General features: G+C 67.5%; 16 protein-coding genes and 2 pseudogenes. 14 read left to right on the top strand and 4 right to left on the bottom strand.

Annotation, left to right across the window (positions count from 1 at the left end):
* Positions 1-228: 228 nt before the first annotated feature.
* The 4 genes from yajC (at position 229) to AC07X5_RS00470 (ending at position 5921) form a co-directional block, all read left to right on the top strand.
* Positions 229-564 (top strand): preprotein translocase subunit YajC, encoded by a 336-nt coding sequence (yajC, locus tag AC07X5_RS00485; RefSeq protein ID WP_494768629.1) that lies wholly within the window; start codon positions 229-231, stop codon positions 562-564.
* 84 nt (positions 565-648) lie between these two features.
* Positions 649-2532, top strand: coding sequence for a protein translocase subunit SecD (gene secD, locus AC07X5_RS00480; RefSeq protein WP_409963701.1), 1884 nt, complete (start codon positions 649-651; stop codon positions 2530-2532).
* Between the two features lie 12 nt (positions 2533-2544).
* Positions 2545-3498, top strand: coding sequence for a protein translocase subunit SecF (gene secF / locus AC07X5_RS00475; protein ID WP_494768628.1), 954 nt, complete (start codon positions 2545-2547; stop codon positions 3496-3498).
* 17 nt (positions 3499-3515) lie between these two features.
* Complete coding sequence (locus AC07X5_RS00470; RefSeq protein WP_494768627.1) at positions 3516-5921, top strand: DUF1631 family protein; 2406 nt, start codon at positions 3516-3518, stop codon at positions 5919-5921.
* Between the two features lie 44 nt (positions 5922-5965).
* Here AC07X5_RS00470 and dprA read toward each other — a convergent pair whose 3' ends face one another.
* The gene (gene dprA / locus AC07X5_RS00465) at positions 5966-7135 is read right to left on the bottom strand and encodes a DNA-processing protein DprA (protein ID WP_494769440.1); all 1170 of its coding nucleotides are present in this window, start codon (positions 7133-7135) and stop codon (positions 5966-5968) included.
* A 95-nt stretch (positions 7136-7230) separates the two neighbouring features.
* Complete coding sequence (locus AC07X5_RS00460; RefSeq protein WP_494768626.1) at positions 7231-8457, bottom strand: LysM peptidoglycan-binding domain-containing protein; 1227 nt, start codon at positions 8455-8457, stop codon at positions 7231-7233.
* A 200-nt stretch (positions 8458-8657) separates the two neighbouring features.
* Between AC07X5_RS00460 and def the strand changes: the two genes are divergently transcribed.
* The 10 genes from def (at position 8658) to AC07X5_RS00410 (ending at position 17116) form a co-directional block, all read left to right on the top strand.
* A complete protein-coding gene (gene def, locus AC07X5_RS00455; RefSeq protein ID WP_494768625.1) occupies positions 8658-9164 on the top strand; it encodes a peptide deformylase in 507 nt (168 codons plus the stop codon).
* A complete protein-coding gene (locus AC07X5_RS00450; RefSeq protein ID WP_494768624.1) occupies positions 9164-9664 on the top strand; it encodes a hypothetical protein in 501 nt (166 codons plus the stop codon). The genes def and AC07X5_RS00450 overlap by 1 nt, the downstream gene beginning before the upstream one ends.
* A 23-nt stretch (positions 9665-9687) precedes the next feature.
* The gene (gene fmt / locus AC07X5_RS00445; protein ID WP_494768623.1) at positions 9688-10683 is read left to right on the top strand and encodes a methionyl-tRNA formyltransferase; all 996 of its coding nucleotides are present in this window, start codon (positions 9688-9690) and stop codon (positions 10681-10683) included.
* A gap of 65 nt (positions 10684-10748) precedes the next feature.
* Positions 10749-11513, top strand: a complete 765-nt coding sequence (locus tag AC07X5_RS00440) for an AzlC family ABC transporter permease (RefSeq protein WP_494769439.1) — start codon at positions 10749-10751, stop codon at positions 11511-11513.
* Complete coding sequence (locus AC07X5_RS00435) at positions 11510-11845, top strand: AzlD domain-containing protein (RefSeq protein WP_409963687.1); 336 nt, start codon at positions 11510-11512, stop codon at positions 11843-11845. The genes AC07X5_RS00440 and AC07X5_RS00435 overlap by 4 nt, the downstream gene beginning before the upstream one ends.
* 76 nt (positions 11846-11921) lie before the next feature.
* A complete protein-coding gene (locus AC07X5_RS00430; protein WP_494768622.1) occupies positions 11922-13118 on the top strand; it encodes a phosphoglycerate kinase in 1197 nt (398 codons plus the stop codon).
* Positions 13119-13253: 135 nt separating this feature from the next.
* The gene (gene pyrF / locus AC07X5_RS00425; RefSeq protein WP_494768621.1) at positions 13254-14078 is read left to right on the top strand and encodes an orotidine-5'-phosphate decarboxylase; all 825 of its coding nucleotides are present in this window, start codon (positions 13254-13256) and stop codon (positions 14076-14078) included.
* A gap of 46 nt (positions 14079-14124) precedes the next feature.
* Positions 14125-15021, top strand: a complete 897-nt coding sequence (locus AC07X5_RS00420) for a LysR family transcriptional regulator (protein ID WP_494768620.1) — start codon at positions 14125-14127, stop codon at positions 15019-15021.
* A gap of 107 nt (positions 15022-15128) precedes the next feature.
* The gene (locus tag AC07X5_RS00415; RefSeq protein ID WP_494768619.1) at positions 15129-16127 is read left to right on the top strand and encodes a Bug family tripartite tricarboxylate transporter substrate binding protein; all 999 of its coding nucleotides are present in this window, start codon (positions 15129-15131) and stop codon (positions 16125-16127) included.
* A 5-nt stretch (positions 16128-16132) separates the two neighbouring features.
* On the top strand, positions 16133-17116 hold the full coding sequence (locus tag AC07X5_RS00410) for a M14 family metallopeptidase (protein ID WP_494768618.1): 984 nt from the start codon (positions 16133-16135) through the stop codon (positions 17114-17116).
* Between the two features lie 6 nt (positions 17117-17122).
* Here AC07X5_RS00410 and AC07X5_RS00405 read toward each other — a convergent pair.
* Together AC07X5_RS00405 and AC07X5_RS00400 are read right to left on the bottom strand one after the other, a co-directional pair.
* Positions 17123-17964: pseudogene (locus tag AC07X5_RS00405) on the bottom strand (PepSY-associated TM helix domain-containing protein).
* Positions 17856-18526: pseudogene (locus AC07X5_RS00400) on the bottom strand (TonB-dependent receptor domain-containing protein); the annotation flags it as partial. The pseudogenes AC07X5_RS00405 and AC07X5_RS00400, both read right to left, overlap by 109 nt.
* Positions 18527-18725: the final 199 nt, after the last annotated feature.

The following is an 18725-nucleotide window of genomic DNA, read 5'->3' as shown; positions in this document are numbered from 1 at the left end:
GCTTGCGCGGGCTTTTTGCTATCAGGGGTGTAGCGCTCTGCCCACTGCAGGCCTGCCGGAAACGGCATTCTGTGGAGGGCAACAAACACCCGCTGCCACCTTGGGTCATACCCCTTGGGCGCGTGGCGGGGGCCCGCATACAATGTCCTGTTCCGCCCAGTGAGCGCACAAGTGCTGTCTGCAGGCGGTTTTCAGTGTGTTTTGACCATCCGTTGTGGAGTTCCGTCCGTGTTTATTTCTTCTGCTTTTGCCCAGACCGCTCCCGCCGCTGCCGCGGGCGGTGGCGACATGATGTCCTCGCTCACCGGCATGCTGCCCCTGGTGCTCATGTTCGTGGTGCTGTACTTCGTCATGATCCGCCCCCAGATGAAGCGCCAGAAGGAGCACCGCGCCATGATCGATGCCATCGCCAAGGGCGATGAAGTGGCCACGGCGGGTGGCATCGTGGGCAAGGTCACGCGCCTGTCCGAAGGCTTCCTGCACCTGGAAATCGCCAATGGCGTGGAAATCCAGCTGCAACGCAGCGCCGTGGTGCAGGTCCTGCCCAAGGGCTCGGTCAAGTAAGGCCGCAAAGCCCCCTGTGTCCGGGGCGCCCCGGCCCGAAAGGGCGGCGCCCCCTGAAGCTTTCCAAGAGGCAAGAGCGCGATCATGAACCGATATCCGGTGTGGAAGTACGCGATCCTGGTGATCGTGCTGCTGGTGGGGACCCTGTACACCCTGCCCAATTTCTTCGGCGAGGCGCCTGCGGTGCAGGTCTCTGCCGTCAAGTCTTCCGTGAAAGTGGACACCGCTGTGCTGCAGCGGGTGGAAGAGGCGCTCAAGGCGGCCAGCATCACGCCCGTGTCCGTGAGCCTGGAGGGCAACTCGGTGCGCGCGCAGCTCGACTCGGTGGACACCCAGGGCAAGGCCAAGGATGCGATCCAGAAGGTTCTGGTTCCCAATGAGTCCGATGCCTCCTACGTGGTGGCGCTCAACATGTTCTCGCTGTCGCCCAAGTGGCTGACCTCGATCCATGCCATGCCCATGTACCTGGGGCTGGACCTGCGCGGTGGCGTGCACTTCATGCTGCAGGTGGACATGCAGGCCGCGCTGACCAAGAAGGCCGAGTCCTATGCCGGCGACCTGCGCACCCTGCTGCGCGACAAGAACATCCGCCATGGCGGCATCAGCCGCGATGGCCAGGCCGTGGAGGTGCGCCTGCGCGACGAGGCCACGCTCACGGCGGCGCGCAACCTGGTCAGCGACCAGTTCCCCGACCTGGTGGCCACCAGCGTGCCCGATGGCAGCGAGTTCAAGCTGCGCGCCACCATCAAGCCCGAGGCCACGCGCCGCGTGCAGGAGCAGGCGCTCAAGCAGAACATGGTGACCCTGCACAACCGGATCAACGAGCTGGGCGTGGCCGAGCCCGTGATCCAGCAGCAGGGGCTTGACCGCATCGTCGTGCAGTTGCCGGGCGTGCAGGACACGGCCAAGGCCAAGGACATCCTGGGCCGCACCGCCACGCTGGAAGTGCGCATGGTCGACGAGGGCACCGAAGCCCGCGCGGCAGAATCGGGCCGCGGCCCGGTGCCGTTCGGTTCGGAGCGCTATCCTGATCGCGGCGGCCAGTCCATCGTGGTCAAGAAGCAGGTCATCCTGACCGGCGAGAACCTGACCGATGCCCAGCCGGGCTTCGACGGCCAGACCCAGGAGCCCACCGTGAACCTCACGCTGGACGCCAAGGGCTCGCGCATCTTCCGCGACGTCACGCGCGAGAACATCAACAAGCGCATGGCCATCGTGCTCTTCGAAAAGGGCAAGGGCGAAGTGGTCACGGCCCCCGTGATCCGCAGCGAAATCGGTGGCGGCCGGGTGCAGATCTCGGGCCGCATGACCACGGCCGAGGCCAATGACACGGCGCTGCTGCTGCGCGCCGGCTCGCTGGCCGCACCGATGGAGATCATCGAGGAATACACCATCGGCCCGAGCCTGGGTGCCGACAACATCGAACGCGGCATCCACAGCGTGGTCTGGGGCCTGGTGGCCATCGCGGCCTTCATGTGCTTCTACTACATGCTGTTCGGCGTGTTCTCCAGCGTGGCGCTGGCCGTCAACGTGCTGCTGCTGATGGCGATCCTGTCCATGCTGCAGGCCACGCTCACGCTGCCCGGCATCGCCGCCATGGCACTGGCCATCGGCGTGGCGATCGACTCCAACGTGCTGATCAACGAGCGCATCCGCGAGGAACTGCGCGCCGGACTGTCGCCGCAGGCGGCGATCCATGCGGGCTACGAGCGCGCCTGGGCGACCATCCTGGACTCCAACGTGACCACGCTGATCGCGGGCCTGGCGCTGCTCGCCTTCGGCTCCGGCCCGGTGCGCGGCTTTGCGGTGGTGCACTGCATCGGCATCCTGACCAGCATGTTCTCGGCCGTGTTCTTCTCGCGCGGCCTGGTGAACCTGTGGTACGGGCGCAAAAAGAAGCTCAAGAGCGTATCGATCGGCCAGATCTGGAAGCCGGACGCCGATACCGCTGTGGCCAAAACGAACTAAGGGGCAACGGCCATGGAATTCTTCCGCATCAAAAAAGACATCCCCTTCATGAAGCACGCGTTGATCTTCAACGCGATCTCTTTCATCACCTTCGCGCTGGCCGTGTTCTTCCTGCTCACGCGCGGCTTGCACCTGTCGGTGGAGTTCACGGGCGGCACGGTCATGGAAGTGGCCTACAGCCAGCCTGCCGAGCTGTCCAAGGTGCGCGAGACGGTGTCGGCGCTGGGCTACCCGGATGTGCAGGTGCAGACCTTCGGCTCGGCGCGCGACGTGATGATCCGCCTGCCCGTGCAGAAGGACGTGACTTCCGCGCAACAGAGCGAACGCGTGCTGACGGCCCTCAAGGCTGCCGACGCAGACGTGACGCTTCGCCGCACCGAGTTCGTCGGACCGCAGGTGGGCGAGGAGCTGGTGCACGGCGGCCTGATGGCCCTGGGCATGGTGGTGCTGGGCATCGTGATCTACCTGGCCTTTCGCTTCGAGTGGAAGTTCGGGGTCGCGGCCATCATCGCCAACCTGCACGACGTGGTGATCATCCTGGGCTTCTTCGCGTTCTTCCAGTGGGAGTTCTCGCTCTCGGTGCTGGCGGCCGTGCTGGCCGTGCTGGGCTACTCGGTCAACGAATCGGTGGTGATCTTCGACCGGATCCGCGAGGCCTTCCGCAAGTACCGCAAGATGACGACGCACGAGGTGATCGACCACGCCATCACCAGCACCATGAGCCGGACCATCATCACCCACGCCTCCACCGAGGCGATGGTGCTGTCGATGTTCTTCTTCGGCGGGCCGAGCCTTCATTACTTTGCACTCGCGCTGACCATTGGTATCCTGTTCGGTATCTACTCGTCGGTGTTCGTGGCTGCGGCAATCGCCATGTGGCTGGGCGTCAAGCGTGAAGACCTGATCAAGACCACCACCAAAAAGGACGGCGATCCCAACGACCCCAACGCCGGGGCTACCGTTTGAACCGCTAATATTGGCGCATGCAAAATTCCCCTGCCCCCTCGCCGCAGCGCCGCCTGGCACGCCTGGCGCGCCAGCGGTTCGTCGAGGGGATCTGCGCAGGGATGGCGGAACTGGACAAGACCGTCGCTGACTTCCTGGGTGTGCTGATCGCGCAGACCGGCACGGCGCGCGAGATGCAGTCCCGCCGCGACACCTGGATGCTGTACCAGCAGCACCACGCCAAGTGGGTGTCGGCGACCAGCCAGGCATGGCAGGAAGCGCTGGCGCCGCACACCAGCGCGCGGCCGGGCCTGGCTGCGGCGGGCGGCAACAACCTGTCGTTCGAGCTGCTCAGCGACGACGTGGTGGAAAACAAGATCGTCGCTTCGCGCATGGCGCTGACCGTGGCCGAGCAGGCGGGCCAGCACTTCGATGCGGTGCGCCAGCGCACCCAGTCGCTCGAAGGGCAGGAGATCGACAGCAGCGACATCCTGCGCCCCGAAACCATCTGCCTGTTGCTGGTGCAGCAGTGGGTGGAAGCGGGGCTGCCGCGCACCGACCTGCTGACCGTGGTGGACCCGCTGCAGCGCGAGCTGGCGAACGTGCTGCAAAAGCAGTACCAGGCCACCAATACCTTCTATGTGGAACAGGGTGTGGCCGTACCCTCCGACCTGCGCTCGCGGGTAAAGCGCACGGGGGGCGGGGCCACCGGCGGCGGTGGAGTGGGTGGTGACACCGGTCCCGGCGGCCTGGCGTCGCAGGCGCTGGCCCAGTCGCGCGAAGCGATGATGGCAGCCGGCCGCCAGGCGGGCGGCCCGGCGGGCATGTACCCGCAGCAGATGCAGCCGGGTCCGCACATGCACGGGCAGCGCATGCCCCAGGGGCCGGGCTATCCCATGCCGCCGGGTGGCATGGGCATGGGCATGGGCTTTGCCACCGGCATGACACCGCTGATCCGCGCACGCCAGCGCGCCCAGGGCGTCATGGGCCAGCTGCGCCGCCTGCTCACCCAGCCCGCCACGGGCTTCGACATGGTCAAGGCACCGCCGGCCTCGGCGGCCCTGGCGCATGCCCTGTCGGCGCAGCGCGTGCAGGCCGATACCTATTACAGCGGCATTGCCACGCTCATGGAGGACTACAGCCCGGCGGCCGTGGTCCAGCTGGCCGGTGCCGTGCGCGAGCGCTCCACCGAGTTCAAGAACAAGGCCTCCACGGCCGGTGAAAAGGCGATCATCGAGGTCGTGGCCCTGATGTTCCAGAGCATCCTGGCCGAAGACCGCATCCCGCCTGCCGTGCGCGTGTGGTTTGCGCGCCTGCAGGTGCCGGTGCTGCGCGTGGCCCTGGCCGAGCCCGAGTTCTTCAGCAACCTGGACCACCCCGCGCGCCAGCTGATCGACCGCATGGGCGCCTGCGTGATGGGCTTCGACTCCACCAGCATCAACGGCAGCGCGCTCGAAGCCGAAATCCGCCGCGTGGTGCAGGTGATCGAGCAGTACCCCGAGACCGGCCGCCGCGTGTTCCAGCTGGTCTACGACGAGTTCGAGAAATTCCTGTCCAAGTTCCTCACCGAAAAGCAGTCCACCTCGCGCCTGGTCAGTGTGGCCCAGCAGGTCGAGCAGAAGGAAACCCTGGCGATCCAGTACACGATCGAGATGCGCACCATGCTCAAGGACATGCCGGTGCGCGACGAGATCCGTGAGTTCCTGTTCAAGACCTGGGCCGAGGTGCTGGCCCTGTCGGCCGTGCGCGATGGCGCCCAGCATGCCGACACCATCACCTTGAAGCGCACGGCGGCCGACCTGGTGTGGGCGGCCAGTGCCAAGCCCAACCGCAGCGACCGCGCGCAGGTGATCCAGAACCTGCCGGGGCTGCTGCAGCGCCTGCGCCAGGGCCTGGCGCTGATGGGCATCCACGATGCGCCGCAGGACGCCCTGATCAAGACGCTCACGGACACGCTGGCCGATGCCTTCCTGTCCAAAACCGCATCGATCCCGCAGGCCCACATCGATGCCATGGCCAAGCGCCTGGCCAACCTCGAGGACTTCATCAACGATGCGACGTTGGGCGACATGCCGCTCAATGCCGACAACATCGAGATGATGCTGGGCATCGATGCCTCGTCCATCCACGTCGTGGCCGACAACGGCGCGCCGGTGGACGAGGGCATGGTCGTCTGGGCACAGGAACTCAAGCCGGGCACCTGGTACACGCTGGACCACAACGGCGCATCGGCCCAGGTGCAGTACGCCTGGCACAGCCAGCGCAAGCAATTGCACCTGTTCGCCGCGGTGGACGGCAGCAGCTACCTGATCCAGCTGCGCCGCCTGGCGGCCTACCTGCAGGCGGGCCTGCTCGTCGCGCAGGACGAAGAAGGCATCACCACGCGCGCCACGCGCGACGCGCTGGCCAAGCTGGACGCCAATCCGGAGCGCCTGCTGGGCTGACCGGCGAATTGCGGCGCTGCCTTGGCCGGCGCCTGCGGTACACGCTATGCCGCGCCCATGCGCTGGAACAATCCTCCGGGCAGGCGCGCCACATTGCCGGAGAGTTCCAGTTCCAGCAACTGCACCTGCAGGCTGGCCGCATCCATGCCGGTGCGCGCCAGCAGGGCGTCCAGTCCCATGGGGTCGAATCCCAGGGCCTGCAGCAAGGGGCTGTCCTGCCGAGGGTGTCCGCGCCCAAGGCCTGGCGCACCCACAGCGCTCGCCGGGGCTGCGACCGCAGCGGGCAGGCGCAGTTCCTCCAGCACGTCCTGCGCCGACTCCACCAGCTTCGCACCCTGGCGGATGAGGGCATGGCATCCCCGGGACTGGGGCGAGTGGATGGAGCCCGGGATGGCGAACACCTCGCGGCCCTGTTCGGCCGCCAGCCGCGCGGTGATCAGCGAGCCCGACGCGAGGGCAGCCTCGACCACCAGCGTGCCCTGCGAGAGCCCCGAGATGATGCGGTTGCGTTTGGGGAAGTTGGGCGCCAGCGGTGGCGTGCCCAGCGGATACTCGCTCACCAGCAACCCCTGCCGGGCGATGCGGTGCGCCAGCGCCCGGTTGGCGGCCGGGTAGACCCGGTCCAGGCCGGTTCCAACCACCGCAATCGTCGCCGGATGGTCTTCGTCCAGGCCGGCACTTTCCAGTGCGCCCTCGTGGGCAGCGGCGTCCACGCCCAACGCCAGGCCCGAGACGATGGTGAGGCCGGCACCATGCAAGGATTTTGCGAACTGCCGGGCATGCTCCGCGCCCTGGGCCGTCGGGTTGCGGCTGCCCACCACGGCCAGGCAAGGCCGTTCGCCCAGCGGATGGGCGCACGCCAGGCTTGCTGCGGGACCCATCAGGTACAGCAGCAGCGGGGGATCATCGGTGTTCAAAAGGGCGCGCGGATAGCCGGCGTCGCCCAATGTCAGCAGCGTGCGGGCTGCAGTGCCCGGCTCGGGGGCATCCTGCAGCCATTCCCAGGTGGTTTCCACCAGGTCCGCCAAGGTCGGCGGGATGGCGCGCAAGGCCTTGGCCTGGGCCGGGGTCACGCACTCCAGCAAGGCCGCTTCCGATTGATCGAAGATGGCCTGCGGCAGGCCGAACCGGGCCAGCAGAAGGCGTGCGGCAGCATTGCCCACGCCACGCGACAGCGTCAGCCTGAGCCAGGCCTGCAACTCGTCGTGGTCCATGGACATGGCGTGGCCTGGGTGGCTTCAAGGGCCTGGCGCATCCCCCCGCATGCCGGGCACCATGCCGGCTGCAGGGCGGTGGATGCGCCGGCGAATCACTCCTGCGGGCTGACCAGCCGGTCGCCCACGCGCACGCCGGTGCGGATCTCCAGGATCAGTGCGTACGAGACCCGGTCGAAGGTGCGGAACACCATGGCCAGCCCATTGCTCTCGCTGGGCAGCTTGACCATCGGGAGTTTCGGGTCGGTCTTGTCCTTGATCACGTCGCCCTTGGTCAGCAGGCGCATCACATGGCCGGCCTCGATGCCATCACGGGTGCCCAGGTTGATGGCCACCACCTGGTTCTGGCCGGCCGAGCCTGCCGACGCGCCGGAGGCCGAGCTGCCATAGATGGAGACCACACGCGCCTCTGCGTCGTTCCGGGGCGCACGGGGTACATAGCTGATGAACTCGCGTGCGGGGGCGGGCAGCAGCCGGTCACCAGCACGAATCTCTTCCTTGGCCGCTGTCAGGTCCACCGTGGCGGGAACGTAATCGGTCTGGATGCCGCCCTTGCCGTTGGAGGATTTCTCGAAGCTCTCGCCGCGCACCAGTTCTGCCTTGCCCAGGTACTGGGCTTCGTATCCCAGGATCTCGCCTGTCATGGGATCCTTGAGCGCCACCGCATCGCGGAACACGCGGAACTGGCGGGGCTCGCCCGGCTCTATCGTCAGCGGCGTGGCGGCATCGCCGCGCACGTAGGCGCGGTCTCCGCTGGCCATCAGCACGCGCTCTTCCTGGGTGGCGATCACGCGCGGGGCGCGTTGCAGTACGCTGGCATCCACCACGATGGGCTCCACCAGGAACGGCTCGATCAGGTGCGGCTTGAGCGTCGGCAGTGCCGTGCTCGCCAGGCTGTCGCTGCGCGTGCTGGGAGAAACACGGACCGTGTCGGAAGAGCCGAGGCTGCCCGGGGCGGTGGTGCGCAGGCGCGCATAGCCACCGTCCTTGTCCAGGTACAGCGTCTGGCCAGGGAAGATCAGGTGCGGGTTGGGCAGGGCCTGCAGGTTCATGCCCCACAGCTCGGGCCAGCGCCAGGCGCTTTTGAGGTACAGCCCGGAGATGCCCCACAGGGTGTCTCCACGCTTGACCACGTACACGTCGGGCGCGTTGGGCGACAGATCGGCCACTGGAACGCCGCGCTGCGACACTTCCTGCGCTGTGGCGCGCTGCTGGCCGGAAATGGGGTGATTTTGCGCCTGGGCCGGTGCGACGAGCAAAGCGCCTGCGGCCACGGTCAGGGCGCCCAGGGCGGTTCGCCGCGCGCTGGTGAATGCCGTCATGTGTTTCCTTTTCTGATGCATTGTGAAACGCCCCCTCACTGGCGTCCGAACTGTGTTGCACATGCAAGCAGCCGGACGAATACGTTACAAACCTTCTTAGATTCTCTGCTCAAGCCCTTGATTCGGCAACGATTATTGAGTTGAGTATCTGCAGCTTGGGGCAAAAGTGGCGAAAATAGCGACATCTATTACCCGATTCCATGGCAATTCTCCCCATTCTCTGTTACCCGGACCCCCGGCTCCACAAGGTCGCCCGGCCGGTCGAGGCCGTGGATGAGCGCCTCAAGGCCCTGGTGTCCGACATGCTGGCCACCATGTACGACGCCAACGGCATCGGCCTGGCGGCCACCCAGGTCGACGTGCATGAGCGGCTGATCGTGATCGACGTGTCCGAGGGGCGCAACGAACCCCTGGTGCTGATCAACCCCGAAATCGTCTGGGCCAGTCCCGAGAAGCACGTCAACGACGAGGGCTGCCTCTCGGTGCCCGGCATCTACGATGGGGTCGAGCGCCACGACGCGGTGCATGTGAAGGCGCTCGATGCCGACGGTCAGTCGCGCACCATCGAGGCCGAGGGCCTGCTGGCGGTCTGTATCCAGCACGAGATGGACCACCTGCTGGGCAAGGTGTTCGTGGAATACCTTTCACCCCTGAAGCGCAACCGCATCAAGACCAAGATGGTCAAGCAGCAGCGGGAGAGCCGCTGATGGCCGTGGTGGCGCCCCGCGTGCTGCGCGGTGCCGCTGTGCTGGCACTGGTGGCAGGGCTCGCGGGCTGTGCCGTGCCCTCGCGCGAGCCGCTGGGCACCCCGCGTGCCCAGGTGCTGGCGCGTCTGGGGCAGCCCACCTCCGTCCACCCGCTGGCCCAGGGTGAGCGGCTGCTGTACTCCCAGTTGCCTGCCGGCACCGAGGTCTACAACCTCGATTTCGATGCGGCCGGCCGCCTGGTGCGCACCGAACAGGTCCTCACCCAGACCCGGCTGGAGAGCATTCCGCTGGACCAGTGGGCTGTGGCCGACCTGCTGCGCACTTTCGGCCCGCCACTGCGCGTGGAGCGGGTGGCGCGCTGGAACGGGGACATCTGGACCTACCGCTTCAAGCAGGGCTCCGACCCGCGCTTCGCGCACGTGCACCTTGATCCCTCGGGGGTGGTGCGCCGCATCGGCTTCACCGACGATATTCCCAATACCGACAAAGGACGCGACTGATCGTCCGTGTTGCAGAAAGCCCCATGAACGTCATTTTTGCCGGCACGCCCGAGTTCGCCCGCGTGGCCCTCGAGCGCCTGCTGAAGGCCGGCTTCACCGTCCCCCTGGTCCTCACCCAGCCTGATCGCCCTGCCGGCCGGGGCATGAAGCTGCAGGCTTCCACGGTCAAGCAGTGTGCCCTGGACCACGGTATTCCCGTGGCGCAGCCCAGAAGCCTGCGCCTGGATGGCAAGTACCCCGAGGACGCGGCCACTGCGCGCGAAGCCCTGCTGGCCGCCCGGGCCGACGCCATGGTGGTGGCCGCCTATGGCCTGATCCTGCCGCAGTGGGTGCTGGACCTGCCGCGCCTGGGCTGCCTGAACATCCATGCCAGCCTGCTGCCGCGCTGGCGCGGCGCCGCGCCCATCCACCGCGCCATCGAGGCGGGAGACGCCGAGACCGGCGTCACCATCATGCAGATGGATGCCGGCTTGGACACGGGCGACATGCTGCTCACCGAACGCACGGCCATCACGGCCACCGACACCACGGCCACCCTGCACGACCGGCTGGCGCTGCTGGGCGGCCGCATGGCCGTGGAGGCCCTCGAGCTGGCAGCCTGCGGCGGCCTCGCGCCCGTGGTGCAGCCGGCCGAGGGTGTGACCTACGCACACAAGATCGAAAAGGCCGAAAGCGCCATCGACTGGTCGTTGCCCGCCCGGATCATCGGCCAGCGCATCCGTGCCTTCGATCCTTTCCCGGGCGCCAGCACCCGCCTGGGCGACGAAACCATCAAGCTGTGGGACGGCGCCGCCGAGGCGGAGGATGGCCCTGCCGGGTCCGTACCCGGGCAGGTGCTGGCCGCCGATGGCTCGGGCGTCACCGTGGCCTGCGGCTCGGGGCGGTTGCGCCTGACCACCCTGCAGCGTGCCGGTGGCAAGCGGCTGGCGGCCGCGGACTTCCTGCGCGGCTTCGACGACCTGCAGCCTGGCGCCGTGCTGGGTGGCAGCGTCGCGGCCGGCGCTGGCGGTGTGCCATGAGCACGCTGGCGCAGAAGGTCTCTGGCACGGTCCGCAATCCGCATTTCCGCCTGGCCGCCGTGGACATGGCCGGCACCTCCCTGGGCATCGCGGCCTGGGGCCTCGTCACAGGCGTGGCCATGGTCAAGAGCGGCATGTCCGTGTCGCTCGCGCTGCTGATGTCGCTGGTGGTCTATGCGGGCAGCGCCCAGCTGGCCGTGATTCCCCTGCTCACCGTGGGCGCGCCGCTGTGGGTGATCTGGCTCACGGCCTCGTGCGTGAACCTGCGCTTCGTCATCTTCAGCAGCATGTGGCGCAGCTACTTTGCCCACCGCCCACTGCGTGAGCGCCTGGCCATCGGCTACTTCAGCGGCGACGTGATCTACGTGGCCTTCATGAAGCGCTTCCCGGAGCCCAAGCCCCAGCCCGAGCAGATGCCTTATTTCTGGGGGGCGGCCGCCACCAACTGGATGGCCTGGCAAGTGCCTTCCATTGCCGGCATCCTGCTGGCCAATGCCGTGCCCCTGTCCTGGGGCCTGGGCTTTGCGGGCGTGCTGGCGCTGCTGGGCGTGCTGCTGTCGCTGCTGTTCGACCGCGCCACTTGGCTGGCTACGGGCGTGGCGGCCACGGCGGCCGTGGCGGCCTTTGCACTGCCCCTCAAGCTCAACATCCTGGTGGCGATCGCGGCCGCCGTCGCCGTGGGCCTGCTGATGGAGGCGGTGGACCGGCGCCGCAAGAACCACCACCCCGAGATGCTGCTGGTGCCTGCCGACAGCGTGATGCCACCCGAGGAGCGGCAGCACATCAAGGATGGCGACGTGGTGCCCCTGCGCGAGGAGCGCCACCCATGAGCAGCAACTGGATCGAAATCACCATCGCCATCCTCGGGCTGGCCGTGATCACCGTGGTGTCGCGCGCCTTTTTCATGATCCCCGAGCGCGAACTACCCCTGCCCGACTGGCTCAAGCGTGGCCTCAAGTACGCGCCGCTGGCCGCGCTCACGGCCGTGATCGCGCCCGAGATCCTCATGACCCAGGGCGAACTGCTCGACACCTTCAAGGATGCGCGCCTGCCGGCCGTGCTGCTGGCGAGCGCCTACTACTTCTGGAAGCGCGGCATCCTGGGCACCATCGTCGTGGGCATGGTGGTCTACCTGCCGCTGCACATCGGCTGGGGCTGGTAGGCTGGCATCTGAGGGGGCGGTGGCGGCCCCCTTTAAAATGGCGGGCTTCAGTGCCCCATCCAGGAACCCTGCCTCCATGAACATCCTCCGCTTCTCCGATCTGTGCGCCCAGGGCAAGGCCCAAGGCCGGCGCGTCTTCGTCCGTGCCGACCTCAACGTGCCGCAGGACGACAGTGGCGCCATCACCGAAGACACGCGCATCCGCGCCTCCATTCCCTGCATCCAGATGGCCCTGGATGCCGGCGCCGCCGTGATGGTCACCAGCCACCTGGGCCGCCCCACCGAAGGCGAGTTCAAGCCCGAGGACACCCTGGCCCCCGTGGCCGCGCGCCTGGGCGAGCTGCTGGGCCGCAACGTGCCCCTGGTCTCCAACTGGGTCGATGGCGTGAGCGTAGCCCCGGGCCAGATCGTGCTGCTGGAGAACTGCCGCCTCAACGTGGGCGAGAAGAAGAACAAGGAAGAACTGGCGCGCAAGATGGCCGCCCTGTGCGACATCTTCGTCAACGATGCCTTCGGCACCGCCCACCGCGCCGAGGGCACGACCTACGGCATCGCCCAGTTCGCCCCCATCGCCTGCGCCGGCCCGCTGCTCTCGGCCGAGATCGACGCGCTGACCAAGGCCCTGGCCCAGCCCCAGCGCCCGCTGGTGGCCATCGTGGCGGGCTCCAAGGTGTCGAGCAAGCTCACCATCCTCAAAAGCCTGGCCGACAAGGTCGACCAGCTCATCGTGGGCGGCGGTATTGCCAACACCTTCATGCTGGCTGCGGGCCTGCCGATCGGCAAGAGCCTGGCCGAGCCCGACCTGGTGGAAGAGGCGCGCGCCGTGATGGACGCCATGAAGGCCCGCGGCGCTGAGGTGCCGATTCCCACCGACGTGGTGACGGCCACGGCCTTTGCGGCCGATGCCCCCGCCACCACCAAGGCCGCCGCCGACGTGGGTGCCGACGACATGATCCTGGACATCGGTCCCCAGACGGCCGCACAGCTGGCGGGCAAGCTCAAATCGGCCGGCACCATCGTCTGGAACGGGCCGGTCGGCGTGTTCGAGTTCCCGGCCTTTGAAAATGGCACGCGCGAGATTGCCGCCGCCATTGCCGAATCGCCGGCATTCAGCATCGCTGGCGGTGGAGATACTCTGGCGGCCATCGCCAAATACGGCATCGAGAAACAGGTCGGCTATATCTCCACCGGAGGGGGGGCCTTTCTGGAAGTGCTGGAGGGCAAAACGCTGCCGGCTTTCGAGATATTGGAAAAACGTGCAGTTGCAAAATAACCAATTTGGTTACATTCTTCTCCTTTGAATCAAGGCCGTTGCGACGGCCTTTTTTCATGCCCGAAGGGTTGTGCAAGGCCGGTGAGGGCGGCCCGCCGACGGCTTTCCGGCCTCGGCCCGCCTAAAATCGGGGCCATGACCTTTCTTGACATGCTGCGCGACGCGTCCGCACAGAACAACTCCATGCTGTGCGTGGGCCTGGATCCCGAGCCCACCCGTTTCCCTGCAGCGCTCAAGGGCGATGCGCGCAAGATCTACGATTTCTGCGCCGCCATTGTCGATGCCACGGCCGACCTGGCCTGCTCTTTCAAGCCCCAGATCGCCTACTTTGCCGCCCATGGCGCGGAAGACCAGCTCGAACGCCTCATGCAGCACATGCGTGCCAACGCGCCGCACGTGCCTGTGATTCTCGACGCCAAGCGCGGGGACATCGGCTCCACGGCCGAGCAGTACGCCAGGGAGGCGTTCGAGCGCTACGGGGCCGATGCCGTCACGCTGTCGCCTTTCATGGGCTTCGACTCCATCGAACCCTACCTGGCCTACCATGGCAAGGGCGCCTTCCTGCTGTGCCGTACTTCCAACCCCGGTGGCGACGACCTGCAGATCCAGCGCCTGTCCAGCGTGAAAGGCGAGCCGCTGCTGTACGAGCACGTGGCACGCCTGGCCCAGGGCCCCTGGAACCGCAACGGCCAGTTGGGCCTGGTCGTGGGCGCCACCTACCCGCAGGAGATTGAGCGCGTGCGCGCCATCGCGCCCACGCTGCCGCTGCTGATCCCGGGTGTCGGAGCCCAGGGCGGCGACGCCGTGGCCACGGTGCGTGCCGGCCTGCGCGAGGGCGGGCCGATCATCGTCAACTCGTCGCGCTCCATCCTGTATGCCTCGGGCGGTGAGGACTTTGCCAGCGCTGCGCGCGCCGAGGCCATGCGCACGCGCGCCGTGCTGGAAGCTGCCAAGGGCTGATGGCCTCTGCGCCGTCGGCGCCAGGAAACTGCGGCAAGGAGCTTCGATGCAACTGAAGTGGCTGGAAGACTTCATCGTGCTCGCGCAGGAGCGCAGCTTCACGCGTGCCGCAGAGCTGCGGCATGTCACCCACCCCGCCTTCGGGCGGCGCATCCGGGCGCTGGAAGAATGGGCCGGCACGCCGCTGGTGGAAAAGGGCGGAGGCCCGGTCACACTCACGGCCGCCGGCAAGCGCTTTCTGGAGACGGCGGGCCAGATGGCAAGCAGCCTGGCCCAGTCGCACGAAGAACTGCAGAGCATGGCCGGGCGAACCGCCCGCACCGTGACCATCGTCACCGGCCGCACCCTGGCGCGCACCCTGCTGGCCGACTGGCTGGTGCGGCTGCCGCGCGCATTGCATGCCAGCGAGCTGTGCATCCGCACCGGCTCCCTGGCCGAAACGGTGGCCCAGCTCGAACGGGGTGATGCGGATTTCTCGCTGGTCTACCACCACACTGCCCTGGCGGTGCGGCTCGATGCCCGGCAGTTCAGCCATGTCACGGTGGCCAGCGACCGGCTCGTGCCCGTTGCGCGCGCCACCACGCAAGGCCAGCCGCAGCACCGCTTCGACCCCGCGGCGCCGGCAACGGCCTATCTGGCCTATGCCCCCCAGCTCGCGCTGGGCCGGCTGGTCGAAGACCACCTGGCCAACCACCCCCACGCGCCCCGGCTGCAGCGCGTGGTGGAGTGCGATTCGCCCGACGCCCTGTACGAGTACACCTTGCGCGGGGTGGGTGTGGCCTGGCTGCCGTGGTCGCTGGTGCATGCCGACTGCAAGGGGCAGCGCCTGGCGCTGGCCGGCGATGCGCGCATGGAGGTGCGTTTCGATGTGCGCCTGTACCGGCCCAAGCGCCGGCTCACTGACCTGGCGGAAGCCTTCTGGCAGGCGTTTGCGCAACGCTGACCCCGCAAAGACAGAACTCAAACGGCACATCTTGGTGCCATTTCGGCACCACTGGTCTCTGTCAGCATTCTCACAATGGCTTACATACCAAGCCCTGACCCCACCCGATGAGGAGTTCGATTGTGAAGAAAACCGAGCATTTCGCGCGCCGCGCCACACTGCTGTGCGCCCTGGCTTCCTGCTTTGCCGCCGTGCCCGCGCTGGCGCAGGACGCCTACCCCTCCAAGCCCATCACCATCGTCGTGGGCTACCCGCCCGGTGGCAGCACCGACCTCACGGGGCGTGCCGTGGCGCAGGAACTGGGCTTGAAGCTCGGTGTGCCGGTGGTGATCGAGAACATCGGCGGTGCGGGCGGCGCCATCGGCGCCCAGAAGGTGGCCAGCGCCGCACCCGACGGCTACACCCTGCTGGTCGGCGCCAGCAACGAGATCGCGATCAACAAGCTGGTGACCAAGAAGGTCAAGTACGACGTCAAGGACTTCACGGCCATCGGCCTCGTGGCCTCGCAGCCCCTGGTGCTGGTCGCGTCGCCCGGCGCAGGCGTGAAGAACGTGGCCGAGTTCACGCAGAAGGTCGCCAAGAACCCCGGCAAGTACAGCTACGGCAGTTCGGGTGTGGGCACCTCGCTGCACCTGGCCGGCGAGATGGTCAAGGAGCAGGGCAAGCTGTTCATGACGCATATCCCCTACCGCGGCGTGGCGCCGCTGACCAACGACCTGCTGGGCAACAACCTCGAGTTCGGCGTGTTCGTGCTCTCCAGCGGCCTGCCGCACATCAGGAGCGGCAAGGTGGTTGCGCTGGGCACCACCGAGGCCAGGCGCTCGTCGACCACGCCGGACATCCCGGCCCTGGCCGAGTCGCCGCAGTTCAAGAACGTGGACATCAACGTCTGGTTCGCCCTGCTGGGCCCGGCCAACCTGCCCAAGCCTGTGTTCGAGAAGATCAAGAAGGCACTCAACGACACCCTGCAATCGCCCGACTTCCGCAAGAAGATGGAGGCCAGCGGCTCTACCGTGGCAGCGACCACCGTGAACATCGACCAGTACCTGGCCGCCGAAGTGGCAAAGTACAAGAAGATCGTCGAGTTCGCCAAGATAGAGGAATGATGGGCATGACTCCAGTGACCTCCCCCGCCCTGGTTTTTGAACTGCCCGCGCCCGACATCAGCGCCTGGCGCGCCGGCAACACCGGCACCGAAGGTGTCTGGCACTTCGATTCGGGCGTGCCCGGCCGCCATGTGATGGTCAGTGCTTTGGTGCACGGCAACGAGCTGTGCGGCGCCTGGGCCCTCAAGGGTTTGCTCGAAGCCGGGCTGCGGCCTGCACGTGGAAAACTCACGCTGGCGTTCTGCAACCTCGCGGCCTTCGACCGCTTCGACCCGCAGAGCCACGATGCCTCGCGCTTCACCGACGAGGACCTCAACCGCCAGTGGCTCGACGAGCGCATGGATGCGGGCGACTCCGGCGAGCGCCGCCGCGCTGCGGCCCTGCGCCCCTTCCTGGCACAGGCCGACTGGCTGCTGGACATCCATTCCATGCACGAGCCCTCGGCCCCGCTGCTGCTCACCGGCTTGCAGTCGCGCAACCTGCAGCTGGCGCGTGCCATGCGCTCGCCTGAGCACATCGTGGTCGATGCCGGCCACAAGGACGGCGTGCGCATGCGCGACTATGGGCGCTTCGGCCTTCCCGACGCGGAGGGCGGCGACACCCGCTCACTGCTGATCGAATGCGGCTTCCATGGCGATCCGGCCAGCCGTGCCGTGGCGCAGGACCAGTGCCTGCGCTTCCTTGAGCAGTCGGGCGTGCTCGATGCCGATGCGCTGGCACAGCAGTTGCCCGGCTGGCGCCTGCCCGATGCACCGCGCCAGTGGGCGCTGGAGGTCACCGGCCCCGTGGTGGCCACGAGCAGCGCCTTCCGCTTCGTGGAGCCCTACACCGGCCTGGAGGTGATCGAGAAAGCCGGGACCGCAATCGGCGACAACGACGGCGTGCCGGTCACCACGCCCTACGACGACTGTGTGCTCGTCATGCCCTCGGTGCGCCAGGCGCGCGCGGGTGTGACGGTGGTGCGCTACGCCACGCGCCGCCCCTTGTAGGCGGGGTCAGCGTGGGCGTCGACGCATCCACCAGAGCCAGACCCCGGTGATGCCCATGGCGGCGAGTGCGAGGCCGCCCAGGGCTACTACGGCTTCAAGCAGCACGCCACCGAGCACGCCGGTGTGCAGGGGGTAGATCACCGCCGTGGCGCGCGCCCCGGGGTCCAGTTCGTTCCAGCGGTGTGCGGCCAGTACCTCGCCCGTGGCGGGGTGCAGCCACACCGAACTCAGTCCATTCGGGTGCGGGTCGTCCGCGAGCCACATGCGCACGCGCAGCGGCCGGTCGGCTTGCGCGGGCACCTGCACATAGCCGATGGGCGCACCCGGAAACTGCGCCTGCGCCCGCGCCACCAGGGTGTCGAGCGGCAATGCACGGGCCGATGCGGAGCCTTTGGGCAAGCCGGGTGCCGTGCTCGGCGCGGCCCCGCTGAGGGTGGTGGCAAAGGCGCCCAGCGGCCGCCAGGCGATCCAGGCCCCACTGGCGACCGACACCGCAATCACCAGCCCCAGGGTCGCGCCGCCCACCCGGTGCAGATCGAAGAATGCCGCAGCAGTCCCTTGTCCAGCACGATGCGCCAGGAGGGCGGCCACCAAAGGATGAGCCCGGTGATGAGCAGCAACAGGTAGGCCAGCGCCACCCAGGCCAGGATGGCCTTGCCTGTGTCCTGCCACCACAGCGAGCTGTGCAGCTTGAACACGCTGTTGACGAAACCCTCGGTCTCACCCCGGCGGCCCTGCTCCGAGCCGGAGGCCGGGTCGCCGGGCGGGCGTCGGCGGGTTCGGCAACGGTGTTGGCCGCGTCGGCGTACTGCGCGCTCTGGTGCATGCTGGCCAGGTTGAAGGCCCAGTCGCCAGCTGGTAGCGTGCGCCCAGCGTGTCGGTGTTGCGCGAGTAGAAGGACACGTCCAGCCCGGCCGTGGTGCCCGACTTCTGGATCGCCTTGGTGTAGCTGTAGTTGGCGTACAGGTTCAGGCCCGCCAGCGCGCTGGCCTTGTCAAAGCTTTAGACGATGGCTGCCTCGATGCCTTCGTGGCTGGTGGCGCCGATGTTCTGGAAGACGGCGGGCGTGGAGCCGGGCACCTGCAGGATCTGGTTGTCGAAGCGGATCGTGAAGGCCGTGAGTTTGGCGCGGATCTGCTGGGTTTGCCAGCGCGCATCCACTTCGGCCGTTTTTGCCAGCTCGGGCTTGAGCGGGTTGGTGGCTGTCTGCGAATTGAGCTGCAGGTTCTGCACCGGGCCGAACGAGGTGCCGTAGTTGGCGAACAGCGTGAGCGCCAAGTTCACCAGGTAGGCCACGTTGAGCGAGGGCAGCGCATTGTTGTTGGTGGTGTCGAAGCGCTGCGTGGTGGCGCGGTCTTCGCGGTTCGATTCGATGTGCTCGAAGCGCACGCCCGGCGTCACGCGCCAGGCTCAAAATGCGTGCGCTGTACAGGCTGGCGGCCTCCGCTGCGCGGCTGGATCGGCAGGGGCTTGCACAGGGACTGTTGCGCGCACGCATCATGCCGCCGCGCTCCACACCTTTATCGGGACGGCTGCGGCTGTTGCTTCGCCCCGTCCGCAACGGGGTCGCCGCGCGGGTGACAGGTGGCGGACACAGGGCTCGGCTAAG

The sequence above is a fragment of the Acidovorax sp. GW458-11-26-14-TSB4 genome (assembly GCF_059423865.1).
Note: the sequence above shows the minus strand (reverse complement) of the source record. Positions and strands in the feature narration are given on the sequence as shown.